A 12,797-nucleotide genomic window follows, 5' to 3' on the forward strand; every position below is an offset into this window, starting at 1 on the left:
TACATTGTCGCAGTTTTTGATCCCATTTTTTCAGATTTTGTGAGAAATCCGCGTATTACTGCGACGGCTGCAACAGCATTTTGGCACGTTAGCAACAGCTTGGAACGCTACTAAGGTACAGTTAGGAGAAGTGGAAGGTTTAGGTTTCCAAACACTAGAAAAAGTAGTACAACAGCGATCGCGTTTGCACCCAGAACAACTATTCACTAAGCACCAGCAGGAAAATTCCCATTTCTGGACACCAGCAGATGCAGATTATCCCCGTTTACTGCTGGAAACTCCCAGTCCACCGCCGATTTTGTACTATCGCGGTGAAGTCGAACTTCAAGAAAATCTCGGACAAAAACCAATGGTTGGGATTGTCGGAACCCGCCAACCCTCAGAATACGGTATCCGTTGGACTCGCCAAATTAGTACAGCTTTGGCTAAAAATGGCTTTACAGTCGTTTCAGGTATGGCAGAGGGAATTGACACCGAAAGCCACATCGCCGCCATGAAAGCAGGTGGAAGGACGATCGCAGTTTTGGGGACTGGTGTCGATGTCATCTATCCACATAAAAATCGGGATTTGTACAAGCAAATTTTGACGGCGGGGTTAGTCGTAAGTGAGTACCCCACAAAAACCCCACCCGATCGCACTCACTTTCCGCGTCGCAACCGAATTATTGCAGGCTTAAGCCGCGCCATCCTGGTAATGGAAGCGCCATTAAAATCTGGTGCTTTAATTACTGCTACCTACGCAAATGAATTTGGTAGAGATGTCTATGCATTACCTGGGAGACTAGACGATTATCCATCTCAAGGATGCTTAAAATTATTGAGTCAGGGAGCTTCCTTTATTCTTAAAGAACTAGACGAACTTTTAACAATGCTAGGAGCGATACCACAAATTGATGCGATTGAGGCTTCTACAGCACCAGAACAGTTAATGCCAACTTTATCACCAGAATTGCAAACCATAATGGATGCAATGGCAAGTGAAGCTTTACCCTTCGATTTTATTGTCCAACAAACTGGTATGGCTGCTGGCTCTGTTTCCGGTGCTTTGTTACAGTTGGAACTTATGGGTTTCGTTTCCCAACTTCCAGGAATGCGGTATCAAAAAAGTTAAGATTTAAAAGAGAACAACATTATTTAGCTTTGTTTTTAGGAATTTAATCATCAGATTTATAGTTATTATTCTGCGACTAATTTCCGAACGACCAAAGAATGACTAATCATTTTTTGTGAGACTAGCACCAATAACTTTAAGAAAACGAAAGGGTTTTGGCTCAATACCTTGAACAGCATCACTAGGACGGTTACTATCAAAAACAAATACCATAAGCTAAGTATCTTCAAGATTATGACCTTGCCATCCACTTTGAATGTTCATAAATTGCTGAATTGCGGATGATTGACCCTCAGCTAGACACAACCCTTAAGCATTATAAAACAGCAATTGACAGCCTCAAAGAAACTGGTGCGATCAATGTTGAGCAGGTTTTGGACGTGTTAAATGCCAGAAATGCTGTGCAGGTGGCTTTAAAGGAGACAACGCCTATTCCTACCAGCAGATTGAAGCTGGTTTTAGACTTAGATGCAGAACTCAGAAAACAAGCACAACAGATTACCAAAGTTATAAAAACTGAACAATTTGCTCAGTGGCGAGAGAGTGTACATCCCTCAGCAGAAGCTTGGTGGTGGAAGTTAGAAAATCTTGCACCTGTGCACAAGTGGGATAACTTGGATTGGTTGTGGAAAGGTTTAACAGTTGCTGGCTGGACTGCTAACCTCAGTTTACTCATTAATATTGCTACTCGCTTTCTTAGCGGGGGAGCAGGATTATTAGGAGCTTCAGCAGTTATTTTGCCAAGTATTCTCGCCTTGCTACAAGCAAGTAGCGAATTAACTAAAGCTGGTAAAGAAGGATTTGAGAAACTACTAACAAAACTGAATATTCCCCAACACTTACAAGAAGAAGCTAAGTTGGGTTCAACTCTATTAATGACAGGATTCTTAATCAGTTTTTGGTTAGCTCTACCGTCAATTTCTCAACTCTATAACAATCAGGGGAAAAATAATTACAATAACGGAAAATTAGGAGCGGCAGAACAAGACTACCTCAAAGCAATTTCTCTAGATGCCGATAATGTGGATGCTCATTATAATCTGGGCAATCTTTACGAGAAGTTACAAGAGTTTGACAAAGCAAAAAAGCATTATCAAATCGCTGTTGGCAGTGACGTTCCTGATGCTTTCAATAACCTAGCTCGCTTGTACATTCTGGATAAAAAATATCCCCAAGCTACGACTCTGCTACAAAACGGACTGTTGAAAGCCGAAGAGCAGAATAGCTTACCCAAAGTCAGATATGACCTGTTTAAAAATCTGGGATGGGTGAGGTTTGAGCAAGGCAGATATAACGAAGCACAAGCAACCTTACTAGCGGCTATTGGCATTGCAAATAACCCAGAAACAGCAAAAGATTTCCGAAATTCCAGTTCTGCACACTGTATCTTAGCGCAGGTGATGGAACGGCAAAAACAACCAACCGTACTAGAGCAATGGCAGAAGTGCTGTCAACAAGGTTCCACGCTCAATGCCGAAGAGGACACATGGTTATATCTAGCTCAACAAAAATTAAAGAAAGCAGGTAGAGGATGCGAAAATGCCGCAAATTGATTAAGCTAGCTGGAATATTACTTAGCCTATCCTTGGTGATAGTAACAATGCCTGGGCTGACTCAACAAAATAGCCTGAATTTTATTTTTGGAATAAGTGGCGATGTCCAGATTAAGAGAGATGGGCGTAACAGCTACCAGCAAGTATATATAGGTACTTTACTAAATCCCTCAGATCGTTTGCGGTTAGGAAAAGGCTCGTCTGCCAAAGTTTTTTGCAATAACTTATCGACTTGGAATATTAGCTCTCAAGGCGAATTTCCCGTTTCTAGTGGTTGTCCATCCACTGAAAAAGCGATTCTCATTAGAAACGGTAGTAACCGCGTTGATACTCGCACCCCAAATGACCCGACGATTCCTTACATTATTAGTCCGCGTGACACAGCAATTTTGAGTGACAAACTGAATCTGCGTTGGAATGCGGTGAAAGGTGCAACTAGTTATCAAGTACTATTACGCGGCCCAGGTATTAATTGGAAAACTGAAGTGAAGCAGCCAGAAGTTGTTTATTCTGGTAAGGAAACTCTGCAACCAGGCTCTCGTTATCGGTTAATTGTGACTGCTGATAGCGGAGTCTCTTCTGAAAGTGAAACGCCTACTGGATTCACATTACTGAGTCAAGAGGATGCTAAACGGGTAAAAGCTCAAATTACACAATTGCAAAAGCAACCGCTAACCGATGAGTCTAAAATTCTGGCTTTGGCATACCTGTATAAAAGTAATAATTTAAATGCTGCGGCAATTGATTTATTAGCAGGCTTAGTTAAAAAAGGAAGCCAAACCACAGCAGTTTATCAGCTTTTAGGTAGTCTCTACCAGCAAATGGGTTTAAATCGATTAGCAAGGGAACAGTATTTAACTGCACTGAAGTTAGCCAAGGCGCAAACAAATTTAGAAGACCAAGCAATTATCCAAGCCAGTTTGGGGGAAATTGATATAACTCTAGACAACTTACAGCAGGCATTTGAGTCATTGCAAGCTGCTCAAAGTAGCTATCGTGCCTTGGGAGATGAGCAACAAGTACAGCAACTACAGCAGAAATTAGATCACCTAAAAAGGAGGCTACCCTAATGATTAGCTTGCAAGTCATAAAAGTGATAACCCTAACAACTTTATTAGCAACGCCTGGGTTATTGATGTTGATGCCCAAGCCAACAATTGGGCAATCAACTCCTTGCGTTTCAACTGCTCAGTCTGCTGAATTGGCAGAAGCAGAACAACTTCATCAACAGATAATTAAACTTTATAACGAAGGCAAATATAGTAAAGCTATTCCTTTAGCAGAGTGTGTGTTGGATATCTTCAGAAAGGTACTTGGGGAAGAGCATCTTGATGTAGCCCAAAGTCTTAATAATCTGGCGGAACTTTATAGAAAAGAGAGCTATTATAGTAAAGCTGAACCTCTTCATTTACAAGCCTTAAAATTAAGAAAACGCCTGTTAGGAGAAAAGCATTTTGATGTAGCGAACAGTCTCAGTAATTTAGCACTACTTTACACAGATCAGGGACGTTTCCGGGAAGCCGAACCCCTTTTTTTACAAGCTAGAAAGATATGCGAAGATCTAAAAGAGCATCTTCTATTGGCAATAACCCTCAATGCACTAAGCTCTTTGTATGTTCAGCAGGGACGCTATAACGAAGCTGAACCTCTTTTGCTACGCTCTTTATATCTGAGAAAAAGCTTACTGAGAGACGATGATCCTAGTGTCACAAGAATCCTCAGTAATTTAGCAATGATATATGTTAGGCAAAAGCGTTTTCCAGAAGCAATCAATTTCCAGCAGCAAGCCTTAGAAATAGACAAACGCCTGCTTGGAGAACACCCCGCTGTTGCAACTCACCTTGCGAATCTGGCATCGATCTACGACATACTGGGACGATACAGTGAAGCAGAAAACCTTTTTCTGCAAGCTTTTGAGATGAGGAAACGTCTATTTGGCCAACGAGATTCCAATGTAGCCAGCAGCCTCGATGTCCTGGCACATTTTTATTGGATGCAAGGCAAAACTGCGGAAGCTTTAAACTTTCATAAACAAGTTCTGGATATAGAAGAATATTACCTTAATCTCAACCTTGTTGCCGGGTTTGAGCGTCAAAAACGTGATTACATAGCAACTTTTACAGAAAGTACAAACAATACTATCTCCGTACACCTGAACTCTGCTCCCAAGAACCCTAAAGCAGCTCGTTTAGCTTTTGCTACCGTCTTACAACGTAAAGGACGAATTTTAGATATTCTCACCAATAGCCAACAAATCCTGCGTCAACATCTTAATGAACCAGATAACCAGAAACTATTAGATGAGCTATCAGATACTCGCCGCCAACTTGCCAACCTAGTTTTCAGCAAACCAGATAAATTTCTTCTTGAAGAGTATCGTGCTGAAGTTGCCAAGCTTGATACCCAAGCAAAACAACTTGAGGACAAATTGAGTCGTCGCAGTGAAGAATTCCGTATTCAGTCTCAACCTGTCACTGTAGAAGCGATTCAAAAATTAATTCCCACTGATACTGCTTTGATAGAAATAGTGAAGTATGAACCCTGGTATCCCAAAATAAACTTACTCTCTTCTATAACTATTAATGGAAATCCTCTGCGTGTTCCTGAATTACACTATGGCAAACCTCGTTACGCAGTATACGTTCTCCTTGCAAAAGGAGAACCAAAAGGTATTGACTTAGGTGATGCTGAAACAATTCAAAAAACCCTAGAACTATTCCGCGATGATTTGCGAGATAAAGATACTCCCATCACCCAAGTTAAACAATCGGCTCGTGACTTGGATAAAATTCTCATGCAGCCAGTACGCAAACTTTTGGGCAAGACTCGCAAGATTCTACTTTCTCCAGATAGTGCTCTCAACCTCATTCCCTTTGAAGCACTGGTGGATGAAAGCGATCGCTACTTAGTAGAAAACTATTCTTTCACTTATCTCACCTCTGGACGGGATTTGCTCAGATTGCAAAACCATTTTTCTAGCAAACAGCCGCCGCTCATTATTGCTGACCCTAACTTCGATCGCTCTGGTGAAGTAATTGCACGTCAACCTCATAATAATAATTCACAAAATACCCGCTCTATTGACCTGTCACAAAAAATATTTTCTCCTTTACCAGGCACGGCTGAGGAAGCCAAGGCAATTGCAACCCTCTTAGAAGTCAAACCTCTAACAGGTACTCAGGCTACTGAGGGTGCTGTGAAACAAATTAAAAACCCCAGGATTCTGCATATTGCCACTCATGGTTTCTTTGAAAACGCCACGCAAGCAGCAGAAAAAATTACCCTTGATGATAATCCCCTATTGCTGTCAGGATTAGTTCTCGCTGGCTTGAAACCTCGTCAGAGTGGCGGCGAAGATGGCATTCTTACTGCCCTAGAAACAACTGCATTGAATCTGGTAGGCACAAAACTGGTGGTACTATCTGCCTGCGATACAGGTTTGGGAAACATCTTTGCTGGTGAAGGCATTTATGGCTTGCGTCGCGCGTTGGTAATTGCTGGCTCTGAAAGTCAGATGATTAGCTTGTGGAAAGTGGCAGATGATGCTACCAAAGAGTTGATGGTAGCTCACTACAAAAAATTGCTAGACAACAAGGGACGGAGTGAGGCACTGCGTCAAACGCAACTAGAAATGCTGGGGAGTGAAAAGTATCAACATCCTTATTACTGGGCAGCGTTTATTCCTTCTGGTGATTGGAGAGCGATGGAGAAGTAAATAGGCATTGAAGGAACTATCTCTCAGGGAATCCGAGCATTTGAATTACGCGATTGCCGTTATATAGGGCTAGCTAAAACTCATCTACAGCATATCCTGACGGCTGCCGCTATTAATCTAGGTCGAGTTTTCGCTTGGTTAGAGGAGATACCAAACAAGAGCAATGAAACTATTTTTAATTACAAATTACGAATTATCTTTGAGGGTAATACTGAGGATTCATCACTGGAGATTGATAACCGTTTGTTGATACAGGACTTCCCATACCGTTGGGTACAGGAGTGACAACAGGAGGCTGATAAATGCTCATGGGCGCAGTGCCTGTTGTACTGTTGGGTAGAGCAGGATTCGCCACCTGGGGCTGATAACCATTTGTGGGTACAGTGTTTGTAGTGGCGTTGGGTGTGACAGGATTTTGGCTAAACTCTTGGTAGGCTGCACGAGAAATTGAGCTAATCAATTTTTCGGCGCGAGGATCGTTTGCTGGGCGTTGTACCATGACAGAAGCTATGTAGCGCTTGCCAGTTGGAACAACAATTAAACCTGTATCTGCCAACATTGTGCCGATATCACCCGTTTTGTGGTATGCTCTTGCACCTGTTCCCAAACCTGCTGGCAGCAGAGTGTCTTTTTGGGTGCGACGCAAGATATCGAGCATGAGATCGCGTGATGGCATACTGACTAAATTTCCCTGACTCACAATCGCCATCAAATTCCCTAGTTCCTTGGGACTAGTGGTGTTTGTCCCTTGTAAATCTGGGAGTTGATTACGAATTGTTGTGGTTGTCAATCCCCAACTACGGAAACGCTGGTTTAAAGCGTCTATTCCTCCCAGTCGAGCAATCAGCATATTTGTCGCCGTGTTGTCGCTGATTGTAATCATTTTAGTGACGACTTCCAAAGCGGCGTACTGAGTTCCTGGTGGTTTGTATTGCAGATTTCCCGAACCCCCAACTACCATATCCTGTTGCATGGTCAGCATATCATCTAGGCGAATTTTCCCCGCATCCACATCCTGGAAAAAGGCAATGAGAATCGGCACTTTAATCGTGCTAGCCGCCGGAAAACTGGTAGAGCCATTGATATCTACATAATTACCAGTATCTAAATCTACTAAGAAAATTCCAGGTGTGAGATTTGGGTTGGTGGCCGCCAAATTTTGCACGGCATTTTTCAAAGAGGTAATTTCCTGAGACAGGTATAAACTCGAAGAAGCTACGGCTGGGGGAGTTTGGGTAGGTTGTGGCTGCGATCGCGCCACATTACTAACATTACTATTAGATTGCGACGCCGAGTTCGTGCTGATGCGATTAGCTGGGTCTAATATTGACAAGACCGTGCCTACAATTGCACCCATCCCAACACCCACAATCAACAAACGCAAAACATACAATATAGTTTTGGCCATTGGCTTTAACCGGGTTTTTGGCGATGAGCGTCTGCCTGTTTTTGGCTTTTCCATTCGCACTGTTTTAACTATCACAGCACCTGGTCGGAAGGGAGGAATTTTTCCCTTGACACTAGGAATTGGTTTTACTGCCGTTGGCATGACTAACCCCGATTTTACCCTACGTGTAGCGCCAGAGATTGGGGGAGGACTGATTTGATTTTTTGGGCGTGTTAGTGCCCCTTCTTTTCCATTTGTAGTTTGCTGCTGACTGTTAGCTTTAACTCTCTTCTTTACCACTTTTTGAACTTTTTGTGGCTGCTGGCGGCGATTTAAGGGTTGACGCCGCGAGAAAGCTGTTAGTTCGCCACTTGATTCTGACACCGTTACTCCTTGTGACCCACTTGACTATTTTCTTGCAGACTCTTGACCCCAAACTTAATCTTTAAGCAATATTAATACTCAAATTCCACTTTGCCACTAAGTAGCATTTTTGTGTTTAGTTTAAGCAATATTAATTATTTTGGGGAGATGATTGCGTATATACTAAACGAATAATTACAAGTTTTCACTATTCTTCTGGTTTTTCAGCGCCCATTCTACCTGCTGCAAAATTCCTCGCAGCATGGCTACCTCCCCAGTTTTCAAGTGAGCGCGATTATACAATTGGCGAAATTTTCCCATCCGACTAGCTGCCGTATGGGGATATACATAACCAATTTTCAGTAATATTGATTCTAATTGCTGGTAGTATCCTTCCATAACCTCCAAGGGTGCGAGTTCAGTTTGAGGTAAGGTTTGAGTGTCAAGTTGTTGGGCAGATTGTGACAATTCATAACAACAAATTGCTACAGCAGTAGCCAAATTTAGGGCGACATAATCCTGACTTGTGGGAATGCCAACAAACCTCTGTGCATAATTTAATTCTTCATTGCTTAATCCCCGGTCTTCCCTGCCAAAAATCAGTGCTGTGGGTTTTTCTGGTTCCTCCAGTAACCAGGGTAGTGCAGTGCGAGGATTTTCTAAGGGTGTTTCCCAACTGCGAACGCGACCAGTGGTAGCGATCGCCCGAACACATCCATGCAATGCTTCTGGTAAGGTCGCCACGAATACCGCAGATTCTAAAATTTCCTGAGCGTGAACAGCCATCATCAAAGCTTCCGTCGATAGTGGATCGCATTGGGGGTTCACTAATACTAAATTATATAGACCGAAATTTTTCATTACCCTGGCGATCGCGCCGATATTTATCGGCCCAGCTGGCTCTACCAACACAATTCTTAATCCAGCCAAGCCCATTTTTTGCCTCCTGCGATCGCACCAGATAATCCTTACAGGTTAATTTTCAGCGTTGTGGTTCTGCTGAAGAGTTTCCTTGAAATCATTTTAGCTGTGTAAGTGAATGCCTGCGTCAGGTCTAAACAGTTCAGCGCAATCTTTGCCTTTGGGCTAGTCGTTCGTCGCTGTTTATTTGTAGCAATTTAATCGTGGTACGTCCTTGAGGCGTTAATCCTACCAGATCCAGTTCTAAAAAGATGAAGTGTTCAGCCCATTTCTGAGTGCGTGGGTTGAAGAGAAAACTAAAAGCCCCTGTTTCTGGATCAAAAGATCCTAAGTCAGTACCTTTATGACGATTACATCGCTAGCAGGTGAAAGCTAAGTTATCAGCATTTGTTACACCACCGTGCTTTTGAGCAATAACATGATCAATTTCATGGGAAAAAAAAGCAACTCCTGCGGGTAACTGGCAATATTCACATCTGTAGTTTGCGCGTTCTTCTATCAGTCGGCGAAGAACAACAAGAATATAGGTTACACTCACGGTCAGCCGGTCAAATAAGATAAGTTACCTGCTTTAATCATCACAACTAAGTGTTCAATACGTTCATACTCATCTAATTCTTTCAACTCCGTGGGTGTGAGTTTACCTGCGTTACTGCGTGTTAACAAGGTACGCAACCGTTCTTGCATTTCGGGAGTAGGTTTAAATTCAGCAATTTGTTCTGGAGTGGGGTTGCTGGCCAAAAAATCTAAGATATATCGGTAAACTTGTGCTGGTACAGCTGGTTGTTGGAGGCTCAATGCAAGTAGTTCAGGTAAGCGATCGCCTACTTGTGCTAGTTGTTGAGATAATTCCTCTGATACTTCTAGGGTGATTCTTGGCATGGGGATTGCATTGGCAATTTACTTATTATTAAATGATATATCTCGAAATTTTTCATTCCCCTAGTGATCACGCCGATATTTATCGGCCCAGCTGGTTCTACCAACACAATTCTTAATCCAGCCAAGCCCATTTTTTGCCTCCTGCGAGTTTACTGTTTGCAAGGCTGTAATCAACAGCAGTAAAATGGCGATCGCTTTGTTGAGTAATCACTTCTAGCAACTGATGTACAACTGCAATCAATTGGCCGCCATTATTATAAAAATTCGATGCAAACATAACTCAATTAATTTGACAAAGCCAGGATTCATCTTCTATGCGTTTTGCAATCGGATGTTTTGTTATTGTTTCAGGGTCAGATGTATCAGTATGCCATCCTTGCCAAATATCTGTGGCGAGTTTAGAAAACTCACCCTGGATCTGAAACCAGCTAGGATTATCTTCTCTGTTCCATAATAAATAAAGTAAATCTAAAACTTTTTCAGAGGTGCGGTTACTTGTGGGATTTAATTTACCTTTATTTGATTCAGTTAACTGGTCTTCTTGCATAAATACCCTGGTTATTCCCTCTTTGGTGCTGAAGTTACCAAGCTTTTTTGAACATCTGGAAATATCAAAAAGTGCATCACAAATGCGCCTATTTAAACCTAAATATACAGAGCCTTTAAGGGATTTTAAAAAACATACTAAAGCATTAATAGGCTCATTTTGAATCAATAAAAGATACTCTCCACGCAGTAAATAAATTTCTGAAAGAACAGCTTCACGAAAATTCTGACTGTGGCCAGTTGTTAAATCAGCATTAGCAAGTTTATCAGCAAGTTTATATGCCTGTATTGATAATTGGCTATCTCCAAGTCTTACCCAGACTCGTCCTGCTAAAGCTAACCATCTAGTCACTCGCTGAGTTGAACCAATACGTAATGCGTAGTGAGCAGCTCTGAGAAAATCCTCTGCGGCTTTTTCAAGTATTTCTTTATCATCGCTAAGATAAAACTCTATTCGCGCAGCATTTCCGTAAATTTCAGACAGGGCTTTATAAATATCCAAACCAGGGTCTTTGTAGCACGACCCTTGTTTAGTTGCGCTTTCAATTTTACTCTTCCAGCTTTCTAATTCCAGCCACTTGCTCCTTTGCCTGGATTCAAATAAATCTGGTTTATGCCCGCAGGAAAGTTCATACAAATAGATTTCTGACTGTATTAAAGCTTGTATCGGAACAAGCTCTTTTTTTACATCTTCATCTTCCTCAATTACTTTTTTAATTTCTTCAATCAGTGATTTTAAGTTACTGATATTACCTTGAGTGTTAGATAGTCTAAGCTCCAGACGTTTGGCAACAAAATAACACCGATAAAAGTTGAGCCGATATGAAAAATAGATATTTTCTTTGGGAAGTTTCTTCAATTCATCCTTGGCTATATCAGCAATTTTATTGATTTCAGCTGGCTTACACTCATCATCAAGGAACTGAAAATTTTGAAAAGCTTTTCTGACTTTAGTTAATCGCTTTCTCAAATCAGCAAGAGCTTTGCAAGCTGAGACGTAGATTTCTATATCGAGTTGGTTTTTTATACTTTGATCTGCTAGCCATTGTTTAGTAGCATAGACTATTGCTTGCAGCATAGTAATCATTGAATCTCGGTCAACCCAAATTCCTTGATAATTTTGTTCATTTCCTAACATGACAGTTGTTTCAACTAAAGAATCAATACTGCTGTCTAAGGTTTTTGTTGAGATGTTGATATTACTGATATCTTCTGTCAAGCCAAGATGTAGGCTACAAGCACCTATAGCATTCTCTAGAATTGTGTTTCCAGAGGTATAAATCCACTCAATTAATTCCTGAGATTTTTCATTATAACTAAAGCTACAAGTTACAATCGCCATAATTACCGGATTAAGCAAATCAAAAAAATTGCTCTTTATTGGTATTTCTGAGTCTGAATCTGGAGCTTTCAGATCGTATTCTGCTTTATAAGCTCTCTGGACAAATATATCGTATAAGTCCTTGTAATCATCTTCTACATTGATAGACTTAGATAAAGTTTGAAATTCGGTTTTTTGAACTCTAATATGAAGGTTAGGTACATTTTTAGGCATCTGCTCCTTGATGGCGATGCTCATGAATAGTCTAATCGCCTCTTGCTGAGTGAAGTCTATCTTGCCTCCAGCTTTAAGTCTTCTCCAAGTTCGCTGTAGCTTGTCAATTACTTCAAGTCTCAGTTTTAAACCTAGTGTAGGATAAGTTTTGTCTTCTTCTGAGTCATTTTTGAGACTATCAATCAGAGATTTTAAGCAATCTTTCTCTTGAGAATTTTGATTTTCTCGAAAAAATTTTTTGCTAGCAATTGCTATTTTGTTACTGGCGATCGCTAAGAACTCTTGGGTTGTAGACACTAAATCTTCAAATTCAAGAAACTCAAGCAATGCAACTACTTGAGCAACTTGAAAAAATCTTTCTGGAGTTACCCGAATTATTTTGGTTTTTTCTGGCAAAAACCCTGCGGATTCTAGCAACTCGTCTACCCCAATCTTTCCCAGCAAATCACGCATTTTCTCAGGATTAGGCAGTTCGTCAACATTAGATTTAGTTTCTTGCTGGTTACTCTCAATCTCTGTTTTTAGCTTCTTTTTTGATACTCCACCTTCCTGAAGACTCTTGCATAGTTGGATCAAGTTTTTACGATCGACTGGCAATCGCTGCTTTTTACCTTTATTCAAGAAATTAATTACAACTGGACGGCTAACATCCATCCCTTTTGATAGCTCCACCTGTGTTGCTGCCATTGTATTTAAGTAGAAGTACAGCAGTTCTCGTAGTTCTTCTTGATCTTCAACATTTTCTTGGCTCATACTGTTGATTC

Annotated in this window: 10 protein-coding genes and 1 pseudogene; 5 read left to right on the top strand and 6 right to left on the bottom strand. The window is 41.2% G+C overall.

The window, feature by feature from the left end; all coding sequences use genetic code 11:
• Window positions 1-46 precede the first annotated feature (46 nt).
• From dprA to RMY63_RS08425, 5 genes and pseudogenes are all read left to right on the top strand, one after another.
• Window positions 47-1,111 carry a DNA-processing protein DprA gene (gene dprA, locus RMY63_RS08405; protein ID WP_322728393.1) on the top strand — a complete coding sequence of 355 codons (1,065 nt, stop codon included), beginning with the start codon at window positions 47-49 and terminating at the stop codon, window positions 1,109-1,111.
• Window positions 1,112-1,392: 281 nt separating this feature from the next.
• Window positions 1,393-2,664, top strand: a complete 1,272-nt coding sequence (locus RMY63_RS08410) for a tetratricopeptide repeat protein (RefSeq protein ID WP_322728272.1) — start codon at window positions 1,393-1,395, stop codon at window positions 2,662-2,664.
• A gap of 47 nt (window positions 2,665-2,711) precedes the next feature.
• Window positions 2,712-3,734 (top strand): hypothetical protein, encoded by a 1,023-nt coding sequence (locus RMY63_RS08415; RefSeq protein ID WP_322728273.1) that lies wholly within the window; start codon window positions 2,712-2,714, stop codon window positions 3,732-3,734.
• Entirely contained in the window at window positions 3,734-6,379 is a 2,646-nt protein-coding gene (locus RMY63_RS08420; protein WP_322728274.1) for a CHAT domain-containing tetratricopeptide repeat protein, read from the top strand. Before RMY63_RS08415 ends, RMY63_RS08420 begins: the two co-directional genes overlap by 1 nt.
• Before the next feature lie 3 nt (window positions 6,380-6,382).
• Window positions 6,383-6,532, top strand: a pseudogene (locus RMY63_RS08425) (transposase); the annotation flags it as partial.
• A 40-nt stretch (window positions 6,533-6,572) separates the two neighbouring features.
• Here RMY63_RS08425 and RMY63_RS08430 read toward each other — a convergent pair.
• The 6 genes from RMY63_RS08430 to RMY63_RS08460 all read right to left on the bottom strand — a co-directional run bounded on the left by RMY63_RS08430 (window position 6,573) and on the right by RMY63_RS08460 (window position 12,786).
• Window positions 6,573-8,150 (bottom strand): serine hydrolase, encoded by a 1,578-nt coding sequence (locus RMY63_RS08430; protein WP_322728275.1) that lies wholly within the window; start codon window positions 8,148-8,150, stop codon window positions 6,573-6,575.
• Between the two features lie 174 nt (window positions 8,151-8,324).
• Window positions 8,325-9,065, bottom strand: coding sequence for an RNA methyltransferase (locus RMY63_RS08435; protein WP_322728276.1), 741 nt, complete (start codon window positions 9,063-9,065; stop codon window positions 8,325-8,327).
• Window positions 9,066-9,408: 343 nt separating this feature from the next.
• Window positions 9,409-9,588, bottom strand: coding sequence for an HNH endonuclease signature motif containing protein (locus tag RMY63_RS08440; RefSeq protein WP_322728277.1), 180 nt, complete (start codon window positions 9,586-9,588; stop codon window positions 9,409-9,411).
• Between the two features lie 2 nt (window positions 9,589-9,590).
• Entirely contained in the window at window positions 9,591-9,932 is a 342-nt protein-coding gene (locus RMY63_RS08445; RefSeq protein ID WP_322728278.1) for a hypothetical protein, read from the bottom strand.
• 112 nt (window positions 9,933-10,044) lie between these two features.
• On the bottom strand, window positions 10,045-10,209 hold the full coding sequence (locus tag RMY63_RS08455) for a hypothetical protein (RefSeq protein ID WP_322728279.1): 165 nt from the start codon (window positions 10,207-10,209) through the stop codon (window positions 10,045-10,047).
• A gap of 3 nt (window positions 10,210-10,212) precedes the next feature.
• Window positions 10,213-12,786 carry a hypothetical protein gene (locus tag RMY63_RS08460; protein ID WP_322728394.1) on the bottom strand — a complete coding sequence of 858 codons (2,574 nt, stop codon included), beginning with the start codon at window positions 12,784-12,786 and terminating at the stop codon, window positions 10,213-10,215.
• Between the last annotated feature and the right edge of the window lie 11 nt (window positions 12,787-12,797).

This window comes from Nostoc sp. ChiQUE01b (assembly GCF_034531255.1).
Classification (GTDB): domain Bacteria; phylum Cyanobacteriota; class Cyanobacteriia; order Cyanobacteriales; family Nostocaceae; genus Nostoc.

What these genes read in the sequence shown, in the direction of transcription:
- RMY63_RS08410 (WP_322728272.1), top strand. Translation starts at nt 1,393, where the DNA reads ATGATTGACCCTCAGCTAGACACAACCCTTAAGCATTATAAAACAGCA.
- RMY63_RS08415 (WP_322728273.1), top strand. Translation starts at nt 2,712, where the DNA reads ATGCCTGGGCTGACTCAACAAAATAGCCTGAATTTTATTTTTGGAATA.
- RMY63_RS08420 (WP_322728274.1), top strand. Translation starts at nt 3,734, where the DNA reads ATGATTAGCTTGCAAGTCATAAAAGTGATAACCCTAACAACTTTATTA.
- RMY63_RS08435 (WP_322728276.1), bottom strand. Translation starts at nt 9,065, where the DNA reads ATGGGCTTGGCTGGATTAAGAATTGTGTTGGTAGAGCCAGCTGGGCCG.
- RMY63_RS08445 (WP_322728278.1), bottom strand. Translation starts at nt 9,932, where the DNA reads ATGCCAAGAATCACCCTAGAAGTATCAGAGGAATTATCTCAACAACTA.
- RMY63_RS08455 (WP_322728279.1), bottom strand. Translation starts at nt 10,209, where the DNA reads ATGTTTGCATCGAATTTTTATAATAATGGCGGCCAATTGATTGCAGTT.
- RMY63_RS08460 (WP_322728394.1), bottom strand. Translation starts at nt 12,786, where the DNA reads ATGAGCCAAGAAAATGTTGAAGATCAAGAAGAACTACGAGAACTGCTG.